The sequence below is a fragment of the Streptomyces sp. WP-1 genome, from assembly GCF_030450125.1.
GTDB lineage: Bacteria > Actinomycetota > Actinomycetes > Streptomycetales > Streptomycetaceae > Streptomyces > Streptomyces incarnatus.
Genome location: NZ_CP123923.1, coordinates 3765203 through 3788108, shown reverse-complemented (window position 1 = coordinate 3788108; position 22906 = coordinate 3765203). Strand labels below are relative to the sequence as shown.

Below are 22906 nucleotides of genomic sequence, written 5' to 3'. Positions count from 1 at the left end.
CCGGGTCCACGACCCGCACGCGTGGCGCTTCCCGGCCCGGCTCCGACATGCACAGCTGGGAGGGACGCCGTCCGGTGGACGAGGCACAGATACACAAGGTGATGACCGAACGGCCGAGCGCCGAGGTCACGGCGGCCGGCCCCCGGCCGCCGGCCGTACGACGCGCACGGCCCACCTGGATCCAGTGGCTGACGACCACGGACCACAAGCAGATCGGGACGATGTACCTGGTCTGCGCGTTCGCGTTCTTCCTGATCGGTGGCGTGCTGGCGCTGCTGATGCGCGCCGAACTGGCCCGCCCCGGGCTCCAGATCATGACGAACGAGCAGTTCAACCAGGCGTTCACCATGCACGGCTCGATCATGCTGCTGCTGTTCGCGATGCCGCTGTTCACCGGCTTCGCCAACTGGATCATGCCGCTGCAGATCGGCGCGCCCGACGTGGCGTTCCCCCGGCTGAACATGCTGGCCTTCTGGCTGTTCCTGTTCGGCTCGCTGATCGCGGCGGGCGGCTTCCTGACGCCCGACGGCGCGGCGGACTTCGGGTGGTTCCTGTACGCCCCGCTGTCCGACGCGGTGCACTCGCCGGGCCTCGGCTCCGACCTGTGGATCATGGGCGTGGCGCTGTCCGGCTTCGGCTCGATCGCGGGCGCGGTCAACTTCATCACCACGATCATCTGCATGCGCGCGCCCGGCATGACCATGTTCCGCATGCCGATCTTCGTATGGAACGTGCTGCTGACCGCGCTCCTGGTCCTGATCGTCTTCCCGGTCCTGGCCGCGGCCCTGTTCGCGCTGGAGTGCGACCGCAAGTTCGGCAGCCACATCTTCGACGCGGCCAACGGCGGCGCCCTGCTGTGGCAGCACCTCTTCTGGTTCTTCGGCCATCCGGAGGTCTACATCCTGGCGCTGCCGTTCTTCGGCATCGTCTCCGAGGTGATCCCGGTCTTCTCCCGCAAGCCCATGTTCGGCTACATGGGCCTGATCGCCGCGACGATCTCCATCGCGGGCCTGTCGGTCACCGTGTGGGCCCACCACATGTACGTCACCGGCGGCGTGCTGCTTCCCTTCTTCTCCTTCATGACGTTCCTGATCGCGGTGCCGACGGGGGTGAAGTTCTTCAACTGGATCGGCACCATGTGGAAGGGTTCGCTCAGCTTCGAGACCCCGATGCTGTGGACGACCGGCTTCCTCATCACCTTCGTCTTCGGCGGCCTGACGGGCGTGATCCTGGCCTCGCCGCCGCTGGACTTCCACGTCTCCGACTCGTACTTCGTGGTGGCCCACTTCCACTACACGATCTTCGGTACGGTCGTGTACGCGATGTTCGCCGGATTCCACTTCTGGTGGCCGAAGTTCACGGGCAAGATGCTGGACGAACGCCTCGGCAAGATCACCTTCTGGACGCTGACGGTGGGCTTCCACCTCACCTTCCTCGTCCAGCACTGGCTGGGCGCCGAGGGCATGCCGCGCCGGTACGCCGACTACCTCGCCACCGACGGCTTCACCGCCCTCAACACGGTCTCCACCATCGGTTCGTTCCTCCTCGGCCTGTCCATCCTGCCGTTCTTCTACAACGTCTGGAAGACCGCCAAGTACGCCGAGCCGGTGGGCGTCGACGACCCCTGGGGCTACGGCCGCTCCCTGGAGTGGGCCACCTCCTGCCCGCCACCGCGCCACAACTTCACCACCCTGCCGCGCATCCGCAGCGAATCCCCGGCCTTCGACCTGCACCACCCGGAGATCGCGGCCCTTGAGGCGGAGGCGGCGAGCTAGAACGTCTCTTCCGGCTCCTTGCCGCCGCCCCGGACGGGATCCGGCGCGTACGGCCGCACGGCGGAGAAGCGGGCCGACGCGATGGGGCCCCGCGCGCGCAGCCGACCGGCGGGAAAGCCGGGCGAGCGACGACAACCCTCAGGGGCCCTGGGGCCCCCACCCTCCGGACAGCGAGCGGGGGGGAAGCGCGCGCCCGGCCCCCACCCCTCCACGACCCGAAAGAGAGACCCCCGAGCCATGGCGCATCCCGTACTGGCCCTGGCCACCACCGCGGTGACCGCCGCCGGCTGTGTCTGGTACCTCCCGGCCCTCGCCGACCTCCGCGCGGGCGCCGACCGCCCGGTGTCCCGCCGGCTGCGGGCGGCGTCCTGCGTGACGGCCTGGACGACAGCCGCGGCCGTCGCCGTCCTCCTCCTCACCACGAACCCCTGGAAGTGGCCGGCGACGGCCGCCGGGACGGGCACCTTCCTGGCCGCGGCCCTCCTCCTCTCCTCCGCCCTCCACCACTCCCGCGAGACCCGCGAAGCCGCCACCCACTGGACGGAGTTGACCCCCGCGCAGGCCCCACCGGCCCCCGACCGCACCCGCTACGTGGTCGCCGTCCTCCTCACCACCGGCCTGACCACCGCCGCGATCACCGGCGCCCTCCGCCTGGCCGAGAACCCCGACACCCCGACGGCCTGGCTGACCACGATCACCACCCCCGCCGCCGTCCTGGCCCTCTTCATCACCTTGGCCGCCACCCACACCCACCACCACCGCCACCCTCACTGACCCGGGCCCGGTGCGCCCTTGCCGTCCGAGTACGCGTACTCGGACGGCAAGGGGCAGGTACGGATGCGGTGCTCGACGTGGCGTCAGCACCGTGCTTCTCGACCGCTGCGGCGTCGCGGTCGTACGTGCACCGCCTTCCGGCGGCATACCGCGTGACACGGGGAGGGGCCACGCGATCATCTTCCGCTAACCAAGTCGCACGCCGGCCGCAAGAAGTGGTGGGACGGCCTCGACGACGAGCAGCGCGACGAGTACCGGCGGGCCTTTCCCGAGACCATCGGTGATCTGGACGGCATTCCGTCCGACGTTCGGGACGGTGCCAACCGCGAGAACCTGGACATTCTGATCGGCAAACTCTCCGGCGAGGCCGGCGAACGCGCCAAGACCTAGTTGGACGCTCTCTAGAGCATCCGGCAGCAGATGCAGGGCAACGCCGCGAAGCAGTTGGCGGACCCCAAAGAGCCGCCCATGTACCTGTTGGGGATCGGCGACGAGAGACTCGGCCGTGCCGTCGTCGCGTTCGGGAACTTGGACAAGCCCGAGAACGTGTCGGCGTACGTTCCCGGTCTCGGTACCGCCCTGGACGACGGTTTCGCCGGGGGCGACGTGAAGCGTGCGTACGACACCGCGGTCGACGCCCGGAACATCGATCCGTCCAGCGCGTCCCTCGTGTGGCTGGGCTACGACCCGCCGCAGCTCGACGCTCCCCAGGACGCCGCCACCTCGCTGTCCGACGCGGATGTGATGTCCGCGCATGACGCGGAGGTGGGCGCACCGGCGTACAACTCGTTCATGGGCGGACGCGCCGCGACGAACGACCACGAGGACCCGCACCTGGCCGCGATCGGCCACTCCTACGGATCCCGCCCCGTGGGCGCGGCAACGCAGGAGCCAGGGGGAACCCCCGGAGCCGACGACATCATCCTCGTCGGGAGCCCCCGTACCGGCGTCGACCACGCGGAGGACCTCGGGGTCGGGAAGGACCACGTGTTCGTGGGCGCGGCCGCGAACGACCCCGTCACCCACCTGCCGTCGAAGAAGGAGGCCGTGGCGGGCACCGTCGGCTACCTCGGTGGTGGTCCCATCGGTGCCTATGTCCTCGGGGACCTCGCGGACCAGGGGGACGACGACCTCTGGTTCGGTAAGGACCCGGCCGGCGAGGCGTTCGGTGCCAGACGGTTCAAGGTGTCGGACGGCCCGGTGCCGTTGCTCGGCGGGCAGGGGCTCACCCCGGCGCATTCCAACTACTTCAACCCGGCCAGGGACAAGGACCCTGTGTCCGCTGCCAACATCGCGGCCGTCGTCGCGGACCGTCCTGACCTCGTGACCTGGGACAAATACCGATGAAAACCCGTGCTGCGGCCCTCGTGGCGTCGATCCTCGTCGTCTCCGGCTGTGGCCTCGCCGGCGGCGGCGGAAGCGAGGGAGGAAGGCGGACGCGCCGAAGGAGACGAACATGAACACGCAGGAGGCGGCCGACCACGCCGAGGGAATCATCGACGCGACCCTCAAGGCGGTCAACCCGTCGGTCGAGGTCATGCGGGGGCCGTCGAGCGAATCCAGCTGCACGGACTTCAAGAACGACGGCACCGTGACCGGTTCGGTGAGCCGCCGACGCCACGTGATGACGATCATCGCGCCGGAGCGCCGTGGCGGCTTCCTCGGTGTCGTGGAGCGCTTCTGGAAGAAGGAGGGCTACAAGATCACGTCGGTCCGCGACAGCGCCGACATGCCGGCGATCTTCGCGACCGCACCCGACGGCTTCGAGGTCGGCCTGGAGTTCGACTACAAGGGCCAGGCCGGGTTCCACGTGATCTCCCCGTGCGTCACCGAGTCAAAGGTCACCGACCCTCCCCGCAAGCCCCTGGACCCCGCCTCCCCGGAATCCAAAGGACTCCCCTACATCCACTCCGACTTCTGGTCAGCGAGCACCCCGCCCTCGTCCTGACGAGCACCCGGGGCCACCGGGATCGGGCCGGCCAGATCATGCCACCCCGGTCAGGCGGCCAGTCCGCTACCTCCAGAAACCACTCAAGGGCCCGACCCACTAAGCGGATCAGGCCCCTGACCTGGTACTTCAGCTGTCGGGGTGGCGGGATTTGAACCCACGACCTCTTCGTCCCGAATGAGGTTCGGGCGCTGAGCCTGCCAGCCTCGATGGCGTTTCCGCAGGTCGGAAGGATGGGATCGGTTGTTGCCGCGTGGCTTGGAAGGGGCTCGGGGAGCGGATCGGCTCCCCGATGGCTCCCAGCGCTGGGGCTCCCACCCTGCACCCTGAGCCCCCCGCGTGTCCCAAGGTGTCCCTGCGTTCGACCCGACAGGTCATTCACCAGAAGGTCGAAGGTGACCTCCTCATGGAGCGCGACTCCGGGAGCGGACATCGCAGAGGCGAGATCTGGGTCCAGGCCGCGCTGACGAGCTGGCCGTCGAGCGGCAGCCCTCGGCGTGGCTGTTCGAGCGGCCAGGTGCTCGTAGTGCTCCCCGCCCATACGCCATGGCTGGGCTCCGTAACGGCGGATGATCATACGGCCCTTCGCAGGCGAGTTCTTTCCGTCAGACGTGCCTCTGAGGTTGAAAGGGTGGGGTGACAGGGCTACGGAGACTGCACTCCCAGTCCGGTCTCGGCGATGAAGCCGTCGAGGACCTTGGGTCGGCCTTGGATGTCGCGTAGGCGGTTCTTCACGAGTGGGGTGAGGTCTTCGATCGTGCGGGGTGCGAGGTTGGCCAGGGACTTCTTCAGATGGGCCCATACGCCTTCGACGGGGTTGAGGTCGGGCGCGTAGGGCGGGAGCTTGACGATGGTCAGCCAGTCGCTGTTGCGTTCGCAGAACTCCCTTAGGGCCTTGGCGTGATGAGTGCTGGCGTTGTCCCACACCACGATCAGCGGTGCACCACCGAGCTGCCGACGGGCGGAGGTCAGCAGGTCCGCGAACTCGCGAGCCCGGAAGCCCTTCTTCTCGCCGGTACGGCCCCGGTACGTCTGCGTCCGGTAGATCAGACGGGTCTCGCGGCCGGGTCTGACGCAGATCATCCCGGCCATCAGGACCCGGCCCGAACCCTTGCCTGTCACCTTGACCAGCGGCGTCCTGCCCTGCCGCGACCAGGTGCGGCCCTTGCCGGGCTTCAGGTCCTGCCCGGCCTCGTCCTCGAAAGCTACCCACGCGCCCAAGAGCTGGGCCGTCCTCTTACCCTCGACCACTGCTCCTCCCGTCACCTGGCCACAGCCTGCTCGTCGCGCTCGACGGCCCGGTGCGCGGGGACCTGCGGCGACCACCCCAGCCGATGCAGCAGATACGACACCCCGCGCGGGGTGTACCGGTGCCCGAACAGCCGGTGGATCAGCTCGGCCACACGCGCGAGGGTCCACCTCTGGTCCTCCACCCAGCCGTGCGCCGCAGGGCCGGCCTCCAGCTCGGCCTGCAGGCGTTCTGCCTGGGCATCGCTGAGCTGACACGGAAAGCCGCCGGGCCCCTTGGACACCAGAGCCGCTCTGCCGCCGTCCCGCCAGGCAGCGTGCCAGGCGTACGCCGACTTCCGCGACACCCGTAACCTGCGGGCCACCTCCGGCGGCTGCACCCCCTGCTCGAACATCTCCACGGCCTCGAAACGCACCGCCTCGCGCTTCGCCCGCCGCGCAGCGGTCAGACCGCCGCCATCCGCATACCTCATGACGAGGATGTACCACCGCCAACGCCCGCTGTCACCCCACCCTTTCAACCTCAGCTGCAACACACGCAGGAGTGGCTGGCGGGCGTGCCGCAACCACTGCGCGCAGTAGCACGGACCACTACATCACCCGGCAGACAGGAAGCGGCTGTCGGCCAAGCTCGCAAGCCCAGCGGGTCCGTGAGAGGGCTGTGAATGGCGCAGACGCTGTCAGCAAGGGGCTCGGCCTCCGTGTGTAATGCGCCACAAGTCGACCACCACATGCCTCCGCGTGTGTGCCGCACGTCGAGTCAGAACGTCGGGACACCTCAGTGTGTTCGAGTCTGCGGCCCTATCTTGACGCGCTTGACGCCAGGACTCGACGAGTCAATCGAAAGGCCCTATACTCGACAAGTCGCCAGCAGTGCTAGGCGGCCCTACCGGCTGGGGAAATACCCACCAAGCAGCAAAAAGCGGATAGAAAGGCGGTCTCGAAGGTAATGGCGAGTACGCATTCCGAAGGGGCCAGCGAAACCCGAGGTCACAATCCACAGGACGAACCAGCCTCTACGGACGGCGTGAACTCTTCGACGGCCGACTTTCCTCCGCCTTCACCTCCGACTGAATACACCACCGAGTTCCGGGGGGCCGAAGCTCCTTCAGTAGACGTGAAAGTGGGCGACGCCCGCAGAATCTCGATGGCTGACGACTCAGCCGACCTCGTCGTTACTTCCCCCCCGTACTACAACAAGCGCGATTACGGTGTCTCCGGTCAGATCGGCCAGGAAGCCACACCCAAGGCATACGTCGACGCCATGATGGACTGCCTCAAAGAATGGAGGCGAGTCCTTCGGCCGACAGGATCGGTATTTTTGAACGTAGGCGACACCTATGTGCGCCGCTCTCTGGCAGGAATCCCAAGCCGAATCGAAGCTGCGGCAATCGATGATGGCTGGCTGATTCGCAACAGGATTATCTGGACAAAAGACGTCGGAATGCCCGACCCGTCTAAGAACAAACTTGCCAGCAGGCACGAATACATTATCCATCTGGCACCTAAGTCGACTTACTACTACGATCTCTTCGGCTATTCGAACGATGTCTGGAACGGTTCGAATCCCGGCGACGTATGGCGGATCAATCCGGAGCGCAACATGGGGAAGCATCTAGCTCCATTCCCTACGGAGATCGTGCGACGCGCCGTTCTACTCGGCTGCCCGCTAGTAGTTTGCGGAAAGTGTGGGACCCCAAGTCAGCGAGTCGTCAGGCGCACTGCCAAGCTTGACCCCACCCGCCCCCAAGCGAAGCGTGCTATGGAACTGGCGAAGGAGGCGGGCCTCACCCCAGCTCACATCGCAGCCGTTCAGGCCACCGGGGTATCTGACGCCGGTAAAGCCTTGAAGGTTCAGAACGGCACAGGACGGAATGCCGCCGCAGTTCAGATCCTGGCAGCGGAAGCAAAGAAGGTACTCGGCGGCTACTTTCGCGAGTTCACATTCTCGCAGAAGGAGACCGAAGGCTGGACACGGTGCAGCTGCGGAAAAGAGGCGCCACAAGAGCGTGGCGTCGTTCTCGACCCATTCATGGGTACTGGCACCACTTTGCGAACGGCATTTGCTATGGGCCGCACTGCCGTTGGTGTGGACCTTAAACCCATCATCGATAGCAAATTCGCGGCTCTCACCGGCCACGAACCGGAACACTCGTAGGCCGCGTCAGCCAGCGGCATACCTGCGGCCTTGAGGTATTTCATTGAGCTTCTTCAGCGTTGCTGCTCCAGTGTGAGGATGGCCTTGGCGATTGACGTCATGCGGTTGGGGCTGCATCGGGACCGGCGGAAGATACGCCAGGACTTCAGCCTCGCGACGCCGCGTTCGACGGGCGCTCGTGCTGCGGCCAGTGCCCGGTTGAGGGTCTTTTCGGTGGGAGTGAGTTCCTGCAGGGGTCTGCGCTTGATGCCGGTGGTCAGCCACGGGCCGGCGCCCTGGTAGGCGAGATCGGCCAGGACGGGAACGCCCTGGCGCTCGCAGATTCGGATGATCTGGTGGGTGCGGGCGGCGGTCAGGTCGTGGGTGCGGCCCGGCAGGGCGGGCGAGAGCCACAGCAGCCGGCCGCCGGGGTCGGTGACGACCTGCACGTTCACGCCGTGGCGCCGGTGTTTGTGGGAGTAGTCGGCCCGGCCGTCGCCGACCCGGTCGCACTCGGCGAGGGTTCCGTCGAGCAGGACGAACTCGGGGTCGTGCGCGCGGAGCGTCTTCAGCAGGCCCGGTGCGCGTTCGGCGAGCAGGCCGACGACCGCACTGGTGTAGGCGTGGGCGGTGGACTCGCTGATCCCGAACCCGGCGGCGATCTTCGCCAGAGTGGTGTGCTCGCGCAGGTACACCAGTGCCACCATCGCGCGCTGGGACGGGCGGAGCTTGCAGCGCCGGTCGCCCTCACGGGTGACGATCAGCATGGTGACCCACTCCACGAGTGCATGCGGCAGGTCGAGTGCGGCAGGATGGATAACCAACGAGGCCCCCGAGCAACGTGATTGAGACGTCAGACATCTCGATCAACAGCCCGGGGGCCTCGCTCGTTGCGCTTCACGCCCCATCACCCGATCGGTGGCCAAGTCGAAGAAGCTCAGTGATCAATATGGGCGTCACCATGGCCCCCATCGCGACGGCGTCGCGCCAGACGTGCCAGCTTGTGCGTTGGATGGTTGCTGCAAGGGCGCCACCCGCCGAGACGGACATCGCGACGGGGACGATCATCTTGAGGGCGAGTGCCCTCCGTGACACCTGATACAGGACGTCTTCCCGCTGCAAATAGTCCAGCGTCGGACGATCTGGACGCGTCGCCAAGGAGCTGTCCCGAACCTGGCGCACCAGGTGAGCGCGGCGCCGTCTTGCGTGTGCCCGCCCGCGAGCCCAGCAGATCCGTTCCAAGAGCGTTCTGTTACCTCGGCGCTGCGATGTTGCCGTCATGGTCAGAGCCCATACCGACATGGTCCAAGCAGTGAAGATGAGCGCCCCAAACTCGGCTTTCGACACGCTCTCCCCCTTCGGAATCGTGAGGCTCAACCCCATCACAAGTCCCTATGACCTGGGGAGGTTCACAAAAATGGCTCACTGCCGGTAAGAAGCCCCGCGTGCCGAGTACCGTCGATCTGGCCACCGCAGGCCCGTGACCCCTGCAGAATCGGGCTGCCGACCTGGCAGACGACCCAACTCCGTGGTCTCAGTTCTGGTCTCGGTCCCCTACGTCCGGGAGCGTTCAGAGGGCCGTCGACCAGCGGTTCCGCCACAGGTCAGAACGCTCCTGATCTTCCCTGGACCCCCAGGCGAACCTTTGGAAAGCGTGTTGGGGGCAACCCCTCATGAGTTCGAATCTCGTATCCTCTGCCAGCCCAGAGGGCCGGAACATGAAAGTGGACGCTGTTGGTTTATTCGGCCCTTCGCGTGACGTCGGTCCCCATGACCCGGTTGTGGTCATGGGGACCGACGTTGTTGTGTGGGGTGGGTGCCGATGTCGATGCAGCCGAAGGGCCCGGGAGAGATTCCGGCGGAGACGGTGCGGGTGGCCCGGGCCGTGTTCCCGAAGGGGAGCCTGGCGATCCGGGTCCGGGACGAGCTGGGGCCGATGTTCCTCGACGAGGACTTCTCGGATCTGTTCGCCTCACGAGGCCGGCCCGCCTGGTCACCGGCCGGGCTGGCGCTGGTGTCGGTGCTCCAGTTCGTGGAAGGGCTGACCGACCGCCAGGCCGCGGAGGCGGTGCGGGCACGGATCGACTTCAAGTACGCCCTCGGGCTCCACCTCGATGATCCTGGCTTCGACTTCTCGGTGTTGTCGGAGTTCCGGGACCGGTTGGCCGGGGCGGATGGTGGGCGGCGGGTGCTGGATGGTGTGCTGGCCGCGGCCCGGGGAGAAGGGGTTGCTCAAGAGCGCGGGCCGGGCCCGCACGGACGCCACGCATGTGCTCTCGGCGGCCCGTGAGCTGTGCTGGCTGGAGCAGGTGGCCGAGACACTGCGGGCGGCTTCGAACGCGCTCGCTCAGGCCGCTCCGGAATGGTTGTCCGAGATCGCGGAGCCGGACTGGTTCAGGCATTACGCCATCCGGGCTGAGGATTCCCGGTTCCCCAAGGCCCGCGCGAAGCGGGACGAGGTGGGTCTGCGGATCGGCCGGGACGGGACACGCCTGCTGGAAGCCGTCTTCGGCGCTGGCGCCCCCGCAGCACTGCGCTCGTTGGATGAGGTGGAGTTGCTGCGTCAGGTCTGGGTCCAGCACTTCCACCGGGTGGACGGCGAGGTGGCGCGGCGAGGCCCAAAAGACCGGCAGCCGGGCGCGACGCGCCTGGCCAACCCCTATGACCCGGAAGCCCGTGTCGGCGTCAAACGCGACATCATGTGGGACGGATACAAGGTCCACCTCACCGAGACCTGCGGCGAGACCAGCGTCCCGAACCTGGTCACCAACGTGGCCACCACGGTGGCGACCGTCGCGGACAGCGCGATGAACGAGGAGATCCACGCATCCCTCGCCGCACGGGACTGCCTGCCCGCCGAGCACTGGGTGGATGCCGGATATCCCACCGCCGCCCATGTCCTCGCCGCCCGCGACCGCCATGGTGTCGAGCTGCACGGGCCACTGGTCAAGAACACCTCGTCCCAGGCCAAGGGCGCTTTCACGCTGGACGCATTCACCGTCGACTGGAGACACCGGCAGGTGACCTGCCCTGGCGGGGTCACCGCAACGGACTGGTATCCCCGCAACGATTCCAAGGGCCTGCCCGTCATCCGCGTCAGGTTCCCCGCCAGCCGCTGCGGCCCCTGCCCCCACCTGCGGGACTGCGTCAGCTCAGCCACTGGCCGCCGCCGGGAACTCATGCTGCGGCAACAGCAGACCGAGCACGATGCCATCCGCAGTATCCGCGCCGAGCAGCAGACCGATGCCTGGAAAGAGCGCTACAAGATCCGGGCCGGCGTCGAGGGCACCATCTCCCAAGCAGTTGGGCGCTGCGGCCTGCGCAGATCCCGCTACCGGGGGCTGACGAAGACCAGCCTCCAGCACCAGTTCACCGGAGCCGCGATCAACTTCGCCCGGATCGACGCCCACCTCACCGGCACACCACGGGCACGCACCCGCACCAGCCACTTCGCAGCGCTGTGCCCCGCCGAGCTGACGCTCGACGGGGCACAAGCAGGGGCCGAATAAACCAACAGCGTCCATGAAAGTGGTCCGGCCCTCTGGCGTCGCACCCCGTCGTCGGCGAGCCGACCAGGCCGCACAGGCGCATCCCGTCTGGCTACCGCAACCTCGTCGGCCACTCAGGCTTGTGAGGTGCGCCTGCACAACACAACGCTTGGTGCGGCCCAGCGGGTGAAGCGGCCCACCAAAGCGTGGATCTTGCCCCATGGACTACCACCGCCGTACACCCGGCCGGACTCGTGGTTGCCGTTCTGGTTGCATTAGCCGCCGTCCGCTACTGAGAGCGGCCCGAGTGGGCAGACGGTTCGGCCGACGTCGAGCGCTACCACCATGCCAGCCTCCGCGCCTGGTCCGACGGCCGCATCAACGACAAGCCCGCCTGGCAGCGGCCCCGCCGCTGCGAAGGTGAACACTCCCGGTAGTCCGCCCCGTACCGACCCCCTGATCTCAGACACTCCGCCCCCGGCGGTGGCCCTCCCTCCCCACCTATGTCGCAGCCGAGTGGTAGCTCATGGCTTCCGGCCATGGCCGGAAGCCATGCTGCGTAGCAGCCAGCAGATAGTCAACACGGAGCGGCATTCCAGGAGGGAACCGGTGGCTCTATGATCGACAGCAGCGTCCGAACTGCGTTGCGTCGGAATGGAGATGAGGAATCGTGGCGTTTATTGTTCCCGAGCGTGTCTCGAAGGCTGCGAAGGCAATTGCAGCGGTAGGGCGATCTAGGTCGGATGCCGATGTGGCCAGACTCCTGGTTGTTAAGCGAATGGGTTTGATTCCAGGGCAATCGATTGTCATCACAAATCAAGATGCAGTGAATATTTGTGACGAGCTCTATGGAGTTCCGGGGCGTGAGCCGAACGCATGGTATGAGCCGTTCAGCGGCGATTGGCGCAAACAACAGGGGAATGGGGGTTGGCCGGTAGGGAGTATTAAGACCCAGCTGGAACGCCCCAATAAAAACATGCGGACCATCTTGGACGGACAAAAAGATGGAGCGAATATTGTCGTTTCCATGCGGGAAGCGGATGTCTATCACGAAAGTCTCGCCACAGAGTTCAAGTGCAAGCGGTTCCCTCTAGAAGAGGCGATCATCTGGTTCTTTCGCGGCCGAGCGGATCTGCCCGAGGGGCAGGAAGTTGATGTCTCATCACTCGTTGATGAGTTCACCGACTTCTTTCATCTTAGCCCCACCGAGCGGAAAAAGCTCTTTACCGACCCTGCGCCCGGTCTTTCTGTAGCGGTAACGACGATCGAGTCGGAGCAGTCTCTCGGTCTCTTGCTCCCGTCTCCACAACCCCCCAAGGATCGTGTGCCGGCCAACCCCGTCGAAAGAGAAACTCAGGATGACGGCTTCGAGTGGACGAAGGAACTCTCCGACCGCACGTTCGAGAACGCTGACGTCAGAAGCCTCGTCGAAACGGTAAAGACCCTCGCCGACGCAAGGGATCTCGTGCTCCCGGACGAGGATTCTCTAATCGAGAGGTGCGTCGTAGCCCTCCTGTCAGGCCACCTGGTACTCCAAGGACCCCCCGGGACCGGTAAGACCACGCTGGCTCGCCTGCTGGCCGAAGCCTTTTCTGCCGACACTGTGATGACCACTGCCACCGCCGACTGGACTACCTATGAGGTTATCGGAGGGCTACGCCCAAGTCACGATGGAACGTTGGAGCCGGTGCTCGGAGCCGTCCCGAAGACCGCGCTGTCCTGTGCAGAGAAGATGCGCGCATCCGCCATCTCAAGCGTGACTACTATGCATGAAGGCGACGCTGACGAGATGGATGCGCGATGGTTGATTATCGACGAGTTGAATCGCGCTGATATTGACCGAGCCATTGGGGGGCTCTATACCGTCCTATCTTCCACGGACGGCCGCCATCTCCGTTCGACGCCGATCGATCTATGGTTTGAGAAAGACTCGAGGCGTCGGCTCCTATGGGTGCCCGGCCGTTTCCGGATCATTGGAACGATGAACGACGTCGATACCTCCTTTGTAAATTCCCTCTCTCAGGGCCTCACTAGGAGATTTCAGTTCGTATACCTAGGCGTTCCCAACATCGATCAAATTGATGCCGAAATTGAGCTGTGCCAGCGCCAGGCGCAATCGTGGCTTGAAGCACAGTACCCAGGGCTGGCGAGTTCCAGCGATGATGCTGGCTCGGAGAAAGTTCTTGGGTCCATTGGCAAGAAGATGAGAGACGTTTTCACATGGCTGCGTTTCGGCGACCAGAAGAGCGGCAGTAGTTCTGTGGCGTCATGGCCAGTCGGGACCGCCCAAGCTGTGGATCTCTGGAAGGCCGTGCTACTCACTCTCTCGTCTGGCCCAGACATAAAAGAAGAAGCGCTCGTGCGAGCCTTCGACGCCTCTTTCGCAGATCGCATTATTCCGCAAATGGGAACACTGCGGGCATCACACATTGCCCTGATCCAAGAATACTTTGATAGCGAGCAAGATTCCCTTCGAGAGACGCGGCGAGCAATTCGCCATCTCCGCAACACGCAATCTGTGCGTTAGCGGGGAGTTCAGAGCATGAGCATTTCCGAAATGGAAACCAAGAAGGGCTATTTTGATGGAGCTGGCCGTCAAGCAGCAGCTCTAGCTGCCTTGCCGTTGCTAGGTACCTACTTTTCGCGCGGCGTCCGGGAGAAGCTCAAAGAAGCCGAAGGAGGAGTCGCTAGGTCGAGCGAAGAGAATTCCAGCAGTGCACTAGAGCAAGCTGTCGCTGGGCTGCGCTTTCGGGTGGCACTAGCCGCCGGGGAAAAGCTAGTCGAAATATTGGAATCTGTGCTTAACCGCCCCAACTTCAGATACAACGTTGAGCGCCGAGAATCTGCAGGGGTCCTAGCTGGCAAGCTGGATGTCACTCGCTGGCTAACGCGGAGATGGGAAGTGAGAGCACCCGAAACCTATCCGGTACTGAGGGTGGAACGCTCTTCGCGTACGCCTGAAAACTTGCTCGCCGCTTACAGCCTCCTCTGGATGATATTGGAAACGGAAGATTCCTATCTAAGGTCTGGGGCGCCGTCGAATAGTCGGGAGGGTAAGGCTGCTGTCGCCCTCCTTGAACGGCTTGACCACCTTATGGCTGCCTCCCATTTCGCAGATCACCGGAAGGAACTGGCACAGATCGGTACCCATGAGTGGGCGTTCGATGTTCTGGAGGATGTCGAGAGCCGCCTCAGTTCTGGTCGTGTCGGCAGCCGAGAGACCTACGAATCCCTTGCGATTTGGGTTCGGCGCACTATGTCGAGCAAACCCGTAATGCAGGACGGTGAGACGGATTGGCTATTCTACGACGCTTCGTTTGACGCCACCTTGTTTGAACTATGGTGCCTAATCGCGCTGGGTGAAACCGTGTCGCAGTTGCTTGGTCAGGAGCGGCAGATTCCTGATATGCGAACCTCATCCAAAGCCCCGAGCTATCGCTGGATTACTGCCGGCTCAGAGATCGCCATTCATTTTCAGTATGACCTGGCGAATACTGCTACTGGCGGAGAGGTAGTCTGGAAGCGCAAGGGAGGGAAACTGGGTGGTCGACCGGACCTGACAGCGATCATTAGCCCTCTGACACCCGTAGCATCGCCGCAGATCTCTGGTTCAGTCATCTACATCGATCCTAAGCTGAGAAAGCGAGATCGAGTTCCGACCGAAGAGATTTACAAATTGCTCGGATATTTCACGAATGCGGGAGTGGGCTCTGCCGGGTTGGGCGCTATCCTTTTTTATACCCCACACAGGACCCCGCAGCCGGTATATGAGTTCACCTCAGCAGAAGGTGGTCACGTGATTGCAGTCGGGCTGGACCCCGAGCGTTCCGATGACAACCGCGCCGGCCTGGAGGCGGTGGTCAAGTTGATCGTGCAACAGGCTCATCAGCCGGAGGCAACGTGATCGCTGTGAGGTTACGAGTCAGCGCACCTCGCGCGATCGCGGTCGACAGCGAAGGCCATGGTTGCGGTTCGTCACATGCCGTCAGCCCACTGAGCTTCTTCGACTTGGCCACCGATCGGGTGATGGGGCGTGAAGCGCAACGAGCGAGGCCCCCGGGCTGTTGATCGAGATGTCTGACGTCTCAATCACGTTGCTCGGGGGCCTCGTTGGTTATCCATCCTGCCGCACTCGACCTGCCGCATGCACTCGTGGAGTGGGTCACCATGCTGATCGTCACCCGTGAGGGCGACCGGCGCTGCAAGCTCCGCCCGTCCCAGCGCGCGATGGTGGCACTGGTGTACCTGCGCGAGCACACCACTCTGGCGAAGATCGCCGCCGGGTTCGGGATCAGCGAGTCCACCGCCCACGCCTACACCAGTGCGGTCGTCGGCCTGCTCGCCGAACGCGCACCGGGCCTGCTGAAGACGCTCCGCGCGCACGACCCCGAGTTCGTCCTGCTCGACGGAACCCTCGCCGAGTGCGACCGGGTCGGCGACGGCCGGGCCGACTACTCCCACAAACACCGGCGCCACGGCGTGAACGTGCAGGTCGTCACCGACCCCGGCGGCCGGCTGCTGTGGCTCTCGCCCGCCCTGCCGGGCCGCACCCACGACCTGACCGCCGCCCGCACCCACCAGATCATCCGAATCTGCGAGCGCCAGGGCGTTCCCGTCCTGGCCGATCTCGCCTACCAGGGCGCCGGCCCGTGGCTGACCACCGGCATCAGCGCAGACCCCTGCAGGAACTCGCTCCCACCGAAAAGACCCTCAACCGGGCACTGGCCGCAGCACGAGCGCCCGTCGAACGCGGCGTCGCGAGGCTGAAGTCCTGGCGTATCTTCCGCCGGTCCCGATGCAGCCCCTACCGCATGACGTCAATCGCCAAGGCCATCCTCACACTGGAGCGGCAACGCTGAAGAAGCTCATTGCTGCGCATCCGGCCGTGCATCATCGCAGCCGATGGTCGGCGTCTGCGGCCGACGGCACTAGGGTCTGTTGTGAAAGTGCTGGTCACAGCCACTCGTTGATGGCTGCGACCAGCACGGTCGCTTCGTAGCGGACGGCGAGTTTGTCGTACCTTGTGGCGACGGCCCGGTGGCGCTTGAGCCGGTTGATCCCGCACTCGACCGCGTGCCGCTGCTTGTAGTCGTCCTTGTCGAACTTCGGCGGCCGCCCGCCATGCGATCCGCGCTTGAGGCGGTTGCGGACCCGGTCCGCCGGCACCGGGATGGTGGCCTTGATCCCGCGTCTGGGCAGGTAGGAGCGATTACCGCGCGAGTCGTACGCCTTGTCGGCCCGGACCCGGTCCGGGCGCTTGCGCGGCCTGCCGGGCCCCAGGCGAGGGACCCGGATGGCCTCCAGGACCGGCTCGAACTGCGGGGAGTCACCCCGCTGCCCTGCCGTGATCACCACCGACAAGGGCTTCTGCCCCTGCTCGACCGCGAGATGGATTTTGCTGCTCAGTCCGCCGCGGGACCGTCCGAGACCGTGGTCGGCCGGCTCGACGAAGACCCCACCGGGCGACTCCTTCTGCAAGTCCCCCTTTTCACCGCCCCGGCGGCGTGCTGATGGGCCCGGCAGACCGTCGAGTCGACGTTCACGTCCCAGGTGATCAGGCCCTTCGCGTCCGCCTCGGCCTGGAGCTGAGTGAGGATCCTCGCCCAGGTGCCGTCCCGCTGCCAGCGCCGGAACAGGTCATAGACCCGGTCCCACGGCCCATAACGTTCGGGCACGTCCCGCCACGGAGCACCGGCCCGGGTCCGCCACCGTATGCCGTCTATCAGCTGCGGCCTCGACCACACCTGCGGCCGGCCCGGCTTGATGCCCCGCGGCAGCAACGGCTCAAGCCGGGCCCACTGCCCATTCGTCAGATCCCCACGTCCCACAGAACGTGATCATCAACGAACAAGATCCACTTTCGCAACAGACCCTAGGCGTCGCGTTCGCGGAGCCACAGGACGCCGAACCACGTGGCACCAACCCGTTGGACGCGCTGGGTATCGTTGTCGACCTTGACGCCGGTTACGCGCAGAACTCGCAGTGGTCCCGACGCGTTCTCGACTGGCTGCGGAAACAGGGCAGTCTCGTACGGCGTGACGACACTGCGGCCGTACTGAGCCGAATCGAACGGATGGGCCGCGGTGGTAGACGAATCGGAGGTGAGACGGGGAGCGGAGTCGAGCAACTCGTCGCCATCCAGGCAGCCTTGGGAGAGGTATCGAAGAAGGTGCGGGAGCGACTCGGTCCCGGGATCGGAAGCGCCTTACTCCTCGATGGCTATGAGCACGACTCAGACGGCAACGAAAAGCCGTGCAAGGTGCCGCCTACACACGCCTACCTTCCCCAGATGCTGCAGAGCACTGACGGAGATCGTTTCGCTGTTGCCGCAGGAAAGACTCCAGGCATCAAGTGGGTGCATCGGTCCTACTCACGCACCCTGTTGTCCCAAGCACAGTGCGGGCTGAGCCGTACGGCCTTCCTACGTGTCCTCGGGGTTGCGGACGCACCCAGGCTCATGGAGCTACAGCCGAGCGGGGAGACCAAGAAGTACGAGGCGGACTTCCGCATCGGTCTGTCCCGGGGCTGCTGGATGTCGCCAACTGCGCGCACGATAGAGCTGCGCCGATTGGGTGCGGACTACACATTGGACGACCGCAGCAGTCCGGACTTGGACGCTGTGGTGCAACACATCATCGCCGAGCAGATCCCTCAGGAGCGCAGACGTCGTACAGCGGCCCTGCTACAGACGCTTGGCAGGCCCGGCATGATCACCTCCTCCGAGCACACGGATGTACAAGCAGCTGAGGCGCGCCGACGATGGATCTCACGCGGCCAGACGGCGGCCCTCTGGGTCTGGCGGCTTCGGGAGAGCGCCTGGCTGGAGGACACCGGTGGCAAACTTCGTACTCCGGCGCAGGTGCACTTGTGCACACGCGACGCGCAGGCGCTAGATGGCCAGGACGACCCGGGGTACCTGCACCCTGCGATCCAAGAGGCCACGTCTAACCGTATCGATGTCCTGGCGGCTCTCGGGGTGAATGGAGACCCCGACGTTCCCCAGCTGATCAGTCGATTGCGGGAACTTCGGAAGCGCTCTGGGGCTCCGGGCATGGTGGACGACCGTCTCAAAGCCGAGGTCTACCTCGTTTATCGGGCTCTGGCGGGGCGGCTGAAGAGTGAGCCGGCAGGTACGTCCCGCAGCGAACTGCGGAAAGTTCGGGACGCCTTCAACGGCTCGGACTTTGTGCTCACCGACCAGGGGTGGCGAAGGGCGGGCGACTGCTTCCGTGGCCCCACAATCCTCCGCGGCTTCCGCCCCTTCACCATCCCTGATCCCGAGTTGAACCCGCTCTGGGATGCTCTCTGGATCAAGGAGCCGAAACCCGAAGACCTCGCTAATGTGCTGAAGGAGATTGCGCAGTATGGCACCCAGCTCCAGGCGGACCAGCAGCGCGTGATGCTGGAGGCGCTGAGGTCCCTCGCCGACACCGTCACTTCGACTGATGGCCCCATCTCACTTGGCCTGCGTTCCAAGCTGCGCTGGCTGCCGCTGCGCACCACCCTCGGCTGGACGCAGGAACGGCCCGTCTACGCGGTAGACCACCCCGCCATCGCGCGTACGCTCGGCCAGCACCTGCACGTTTGGCAGCCGGGCGGAGATCTCCAGCAATTCACCGACCTGCTGAGTGTCCTTAAGGTGCACAAGCTGGAGTCATCGGCAGCGCGTGTCGTCGCCCCGGACCGGGCAAGTCCTGATCGGCAGTTGACCGAGGGCTTCCGTTGGGCCGTGACCAGCCTGCAGGACAATCTCGTTCGGGATGAGCCAGCCGCTGCGGAGGCGTTCACGGACTGGGCCTGGCTGACGGAGCTTGAGGTACGGGTCTTGCCGGGGCTGAGGATCCGGTTGAACCCGGGCGAGGACCATGAGGTGATCGAGGTCCCGGTCGACGCACACGTCGATGGGGAAGCCAAGGCGCTCTTCGTCAGTAGTCCCGAGGCGCTAAGAACCAAGCCGGGAGGAGGGCTGGCCGTGGCCTCTCTCTTCTCCCGGGAGCGCATTCATGTCAGCCACCGCTGGCGCGATCTCTGGGAGATGGACTGGCAGCAGGATGGTCCCGGTACTCCGCTCGTCCCGTCCGGTCTACAAGATCATGAGGACCGCGAGCGTTTGGCCTCGCAGTTGCGGGAGCGGGAACTGTCACGGCCCCCGGGCCCCACGGTTCCGGCCCAGCCAAGTGGTCCGGCGAAGCCGCCAACGGGAGCCCCGTCACCTCGGTCCATCCCTGTTCCTCCGTCGATTCCCATGCCTTCCGGGGTGGGGTCCCCACCTGCCCCTCCGTCTGTTGAGCCTCGCAAGCTGGTCTCCTTGGCTGAATTGCAGGCGCGTACTCCGAAGGCCACCCGTACGGCTTTCTCGCCGCAGCCTCGCTCTGCGTCCTCCGAGAGGAGCCAGCGTGCCGCCTCGCTGCCGCAACCGCGCCAGGGCGGGGCTGCGCCCCACGAGCGTTCCGGCCTGCTCGGCTACCAGGACCGGGACAAGGAGAAGACAGCGCTGGCACTGCTTGCCAAAATTCTGGACGCGAGCGGACGGACCCTGGAAGACCAGCGAGGTCTTCAACGACTGGGTGCTGACGCCGTCGACTCAACAGGCCACTTCTACGAGATCAAGGCTCATGGCGGGGCAGAACCCGCCGAGGTTTCTCTCACTAGCGCGGAACTCACGCGTGCGCTTGCAGAGGGAGATAACTACTCGCTCGTCATCGCCTCGAACCTGGAAGAGGGCAGAGGTGCCCCGACACTGCGGATCATCACCGATCCATTGCGCTTCTTCGAGGTCGAATCCATGGCTGACGTGAGACTGAGGGGTGTACGTGACGCGGATGTTGACGCGACAGTGTGGCAATGGCCAGATGCCGGGGTGTGAGAGACCTGGCCCCGTGATCACGGGTGGACCGCCGAGCGTGGTGCATGATCGAGCGGCCTTGGCGACGGGGTGATGGGAGCCGTTTGGGAGCCGGGAAATGGAGTCGGCTCCCAAAACAGCCCTCGGAACCACTCAGGGGCCCGACCCGCTGAGCGGATCAGGCCCCTGACCTGGTACTTTGGCTGTCGGGGTGGCGGGATTTGAACCCACGACCTCTTCGTCCCGAACGAAGCGCGCTGCCAAGCTGCGCTACACCCCGATGTCACTGCTTGTCGCGGCGACGTCGTTTACTTTAGCCCACTGGGGGCCAGGAAACGAAATCCGGTTCAGAGGTGGCGGCTGATCGGGGTCGGGCGGGTGTGGTCGAGGGCCACGAGGAGGGCGGCCAGGGCGTAGGTCGCCAGGCCCAGCAGGAGCGCGTTGGCCAGGGTGATGCGGTAGCCGTGGGCGGCGGGGTCCAGGAAGGGGTAGAGGTAGGGGGCCCCGCGGGTGAGGTAGAAGGCCAGGTAGGCCAGGGGGTAGAGGAGCCAGGTCGTGGCCTGGTTCAGATGCAGCCGGGGTGCCGGGGTCAGGCACAGCCAGTCCAGCACGGCCGCCGCGGGAGCCACCGTGTGCAGGAGCTGGAGGGTGATCCACTGCGTGTGCCAGCGCTCCGGGGGCGTCGACAGCGCCGTCATGGAGAACGGGGTCCCGGCCAGGAGCAGGTGGTAGGTCAGCGCGGACACCACGGCGTACAGCAGGGCCGCGCCGCTCAGCCAGGAGGGGAGGGCGCGGTGGCCGCGCCACGTGCGGGACGCGGACAGGAGCATCGTCACGGCCAGGATCACGCCCGCCTGCACACCGAAGTAGCTCAGCGCGTGCGCCGGGGTGCTCCGCAGCACGGCGAGGGCCACGCCCGCCGCCGCGAGCAGCGCCGTCAGCAGGCGGTACGCCGCGGTCCGGGGGCTGTGGGACGGCACCGGCACCGCCCTCGCCGGCGCCGGGGAACGCGGGAGCAGGGGGGAGGATGCCGAGACGGGGGGCAGGCCCGGGATCTCCCTGGGTATCTGGGCGGTCATGCCCTCACGCTAGGAAGGGGCCCGCGTGAGGGCCATGTGGGCTACGCCAGGTGAGTTACCGGATGCGTCACGACCTCGGCACCAGCGTCAGCAGCGTCGCCTCCGGGGGGCACGCGAAGCGGACCGGGGTGTAGCGGTTGGTGCCGCAGCCCGCCGAGACGTGCAGATAGGAGGTACGGCCCTCCGCCGTGTGCGTGGACAGGCCCTTCACCCGGTCCGTGTCCAGGTCGCAGTTGGTGACCAGGGCGCCGTAGAAGGGGATGCACAGCTGCCCGCCGTGCGTGTGGCCGGCCAGGATCAGCGGGTAGTCGTCCGCCGTGAAGGCGTCCAGGACGCGCAGGTAGGGGGCGTGGACGACGCCGAGCGAGAAGTCGTACGACTCCGTCGGGCCGCCGGCCACCTTGGCGTAGCGGTCGCGCTTGATGTGCGGGTCGTCCAGGCCGGTCAGCTCGATCGACACGCCCTCGATCTTCAGGGCGCCGCGGGTGTTGGTCAGGTTCACCCAGCCCGCCTCGTCGAAGCCGTCCCGCAGGTCCTCCCACGGGTTGTGGATCGCGCCGACCGCCGGGGCGTTGCCGTTCAGACCGTGGCGGCCGCTCGTCCTCTCCATCAAGTAGCGGGCGGGGTTGCGGAGTTTGGGGCCGTAGTAGTCGTTGGAGCCGAAGACGTACGCCCCCGGGAACTCCATCAGCGGTCCCAGCGCGTCCAGCACCTCCGGCACGCCCTCCGGGTCCGACAGATTGTCGCCCGTGTTGATCACGAAGTCCGGCCGCAGGCCCGCCAGCGAGCGCAGCCAGCGCTGCTTCTTGCGCTGGCCGCCGACCATGTGGATGTCGGAGACCTGGAGCACGCGCAGCGGATGCATGCCCGGCGGCAGGACGGGGACGGTCACCCGTCGCAGGCGGAAGGAGCGGGCCTCGAAGCCCACCGAGTACGCCAGACCGGCGGCGCCTGCCGCCATGATTCCCAGGGGAATTCCGTATCGCGCGCGCATATGACCATCGTGTCAGACCGCGGCCGCCACCCGGGACCGGCCGCCCGTTAAATCGGCAGGCACCGCCCGCCCCGCACCTGAGACAATCGACCACATGACCACCACGCTCAAGTCGAAGCTCCAGGACGACCTCAACACCGCGATCAAGGAGCGCAACGAGCTCCGCTCCTCGACGCTCCGGCTGACCCTCTCGGCGATCACCAATGAGGAGGTCGCGGGCAAGGAGAAGCGGGAGCTGTCCGACGACGAGGTCCTCAAGGTGATCACCCGCGAGGCGAAGAAGCGCCGCGAGGCGGCCGACGCCTTCGCGAAGGGCGGCCGCGCCGAGTCCGCCGAGCGGGAGAAGGCGGAGGGCGAGGTGCTCGCCGAGTACCTGCCCCAGCAGCTGTCCGACGACGAGCTGAACGCGATCGTCGCCGAGGCCGTCGCGGAGGCCCGGGCGGCGGGTGCCGAGGGGCCGCGGGCCATGGGCGCCGTCATGAAGATCGTGAACCCCAAGGTGGCCGGCCGGGCCGAGGGCGGCCGCGTCGCCGCCGCGGTGAAGAAGCTCCTCCAGGGCTGACCCCGGGGACCGAGAGCGGCACGACCAGGACAGTACGGCGGCGGGGCCGCACCCGG

The 22906-nt window shown here is 65.9% G+C and carries 16 protein-coding genes, 1 tRNA gene and 2 pseudogenes; 11 read left to right on the top strand and 8 right to left on the bottom strand.

All coding sequences use genetic code 11. The features are described from left to right. Nucleotides 1–101 precede the first annotated feature (101 nt). The 4 genes from ctaD (at nucleotide 102) to QHG49_RS16400 (ending at nucleotide 4497) form a co-directional block, all read left to right on the top strand. Nucleotides 102–1775: a cytochrome c oxidase subunit I gene (ctaD, locus tag QHG49_RS16415; protein WP_236576385.1), complete on the top strand. Its 1674-nt coding sequence runs from the start codon at nucleotides 102–104 to the stop codon at nucleotides 1773–1775. 237 nt (nucleotides 1776–2012) lie between these two features. Then, nucleotides 2013–2549 carry a hypothetical protein gene (locus QHG49_RS16410; RefSeq protein ID WP_159703520.1) on the top strand — a complete coding sequence of 179 codons (537 nt, stop codon included), beginning with the start codon at nucleotides 2013–2015 and terminating at the stop codon, nucleotides 2547–2549. A 420-nt stretch (nucleotides 2550–2969) separates the two neighbouring features. After that, nucleotides 2970–3896 carry an alpha/beta hydrolase gene (locus tag QHG49_RS16405; protein WP_370530472.1) on the top strand — a complete coding sequence of 309 codons (927 nt, stop codon included), beginning with the start codon at nucleotides 2970–2972 and terminating at the stop codon, nucleotides 3894–3896. Between the two features lie 109 nt (nucleotides 3897–4005). Continuing rightward, a complete protein-coding gene (locus QHG49_RS16400; RefSeq protein ID WP_301490153.1) occupies nucleotides 4006–4497 on the top strand; it encodes a hypothetical protein in 492 nt (163 codons plus the stop codon). On the opposite strand, the gene QHG49_RS34125 is transcribed toward QHG49_RS16400, so the two are convergent. The 3 genes from QHG49_RS34125 to QHG49_RS16390 all read right to left on the bottom strand — a co-directional run bounded on the left by QHG49_RS34125 (nucleotide 4391) and on the right by QHG49_RS16390 (nucleotide 6218). Beyond that, nucleotides 4391–5074, bottom strand: coding sequence for a DUF2399 domain-containing protein (locus QHG49_RS34125; RefSeq protein ID WP_370530471.1), 684 nt, complete (start codon nucleotides 5072–5074; stop codon nucleotides 4391–4393). The genes QHG49_RS16400 and QHG49_RS34125 overlap by 107 nt on opposite strands. Before the next feature lie 68 nt (nucleotides 5075–5142). Next, nucleotides 5143–5718, bottom strand: a complete 576-nt coding sequence (locus QHG49_RS16395) for an IS630 family transposase (protein ID WP_301490152.1) — start codon at nucleotides 5716–5718, stop codon at nucleotides 5143–5145. 41 nt (nucleotides 5719–5759) lie between these two features. Further along, complete coding sequence (locus QHG49_RS16390) at nucleotides 5760–6218, bottom strand: transposase (protein WP_370530470.1); 459 nt, start codon at nucleotides 6216–6218, stop codon at nucleotides 5760–5762. Nucleotides 6219–6892: 674 nt separating this feature from the next. Between QHG49_RS16390 and QHG49_RS16385 the strand changes: the two genes are divergently transcribed. Then, a complete protein-coding gene (locus QHG49_RS16385) occupies nucleotides 6893–7903 on the top strand; it encodes a site-specific DNA-methyltransferase (protein ID WP_301490151.1) in 1011 nt (336 codons plus the stop codon). A gap of 53 nt (nucleotides 7904–7956) precedes the next feature. Here the strand turns inward: QHG49_RS16385 and QHG49_RS16380 are convergent, their stop codons facing one another. Further along, nucleotides 7957–8706: a transposase family protein gene (locus QHG49_RS16380; protein ID WP_301490150.1), complete on the bottom strand. Its 750-nt coding sequence runs from the start codon at nucleotides 8704–8706 to the stop codon at nucleotides 7957–7959. A 998-nt stretch (nucleotides 8707–9704) separates the two neighbouring features. Here QHG49_RS16380 and QHG49_RS16375 point away from each other — a divergent pair. The 4 genes and pseudogenes from QHG49_RS16375 to QHG49_RS16360 all read left to right on the top strand — a co-directional run bounded on the left by QHG49_RS16375 (nucleotide 9705) and on the right by QHG49_RS16360 (nucleotide 16229). Next, nucleotides 9705–11391 (top strand): annotated as a pseudogene (locus QHG49_RS16375) (IS1182 family transposase). A 649-nt stretch (nucleotides 11392–12040) separates the two neighbouring features. Further along, nucleotides 12041–13897, top strand: a complete 1857-nt coding sequence (locus QHG49_RS16370) for an AAA family ATPase (protein WP_301490149.1) — start codon at nucleotides 12041–12043, stop codon at nucleotides 13895–13897. Between the two features lie 15 nt (nucleotides 13898–13912). Further along, complete coding sequence (locus tag QHG49_RS16365) at nucleotides 13913–15274, top strand: hypothetical protein (protein ID WP_301490148.1); 1362 nt, start codon at nucleotides 13913–13915, stop codon at nucleotides 15272–15274. 206 nt (nucleotides 15275–15480) lie between these two features. After that, nucleotides 15481–16229 (top strand): annotated as a pseudogene (locus QHG49_RS16360) (transposase family protein). 94 nt (nucleotides 16230–16323) lie between these two features. On the opposite strand, the gene QHG49_RS16355 reads toward QHG49_RS16360, so the two are convergent. Continuing rightward, nucleotides 16324–17198, bottom strand: a protein-coding gene (locus tag QHG49_RS16355) for an IS5 family transposase (protein WP_370530469.1) whose coding sequence is annotated in 2 segments (ribosomal slippage) — nucleotides 16324–16805 and nucleotides 16805–17198 — 876 coding nt in all. Because the reading frame shifts where the segments join, the coding sequence is not laid out codon by codon here. 5 nt (nucleotides 17199–17203) lie between these two features. On the opposite strand from QHG49_RS16355, the gene QHG49_RS16350 reads away from it, so the two are divergent. Further along, nucleotides 17204–20236, top strand: a complete 3033-nt coding sequence (locus QHG49_RS16350; RefSeq protein ID WP_301490146.1) for a hypothetical protein — start codon at nucleotides 17204–17206, stop codon at nucleotides 20234–20236. A gap of 185 nt (nucleotides 20237–20421) precedes the next feature. Here the strand turns inward: QHG49_RS16350 and QHG49_RS16345 are convergent. The 3 genes from QHG49_RS16345 to QHG49_RS16335 form a co-directional block, all read right to left on the bottom strand. Further along, nucleotides 20422–20495: transfer RNA gene (locus QHG49_RS16345), tRNA-Pro, on the bottom strand. A gap of 67 nt (nucleotides 20496–20562) precedes the next feature. Then, nucleotides 20563–21294 carry a Pr6Pr family membrane protein gene (locus QHG49_RS16340; protein WP_145488092.1) on the bottom strand — a complete coding sequence of 244 codons (732 nt, stop codon included), beginning with the start codon at nucleotides 21292–21294 and terminating at the stop codon, nucleotides 20563–20565. 67 nt (nucleotides 21295–21361) lie between these two features. Beyond that, nucleotides 21362–22288, bottom strand: coding sequence for a metallophosphoesterase (locus QHG49_RS16335; RefSeq protein WP_159703612.1), 927 nt, complete (start codon nucleotides 22286–22288; stop codon nucleotides 21362–21364). A 94-nt stretch (nucleotides 22289–22382) separates the two neighbouring features. On the opposite strand from QHG49_RS16335, the gene QHG49_RS16330 reads away from it, so the two are divergent. Continuing rightward, the gene (locus tag QHG49_RS16330) at nucleotides 22383–22850 is read left to right on the top strand and encodes a GatB/YqeY domain-containing protein (protein ID WP_159703615.1); all 468 of its coding nucleotides are present in this window, start codon (nucleotides 22383–22385) and stop codon (nucleotides 22848–22850) included. The last annotated feature ends 56 nt before the right edge of the window (nucleotides 22851–22906 follow it).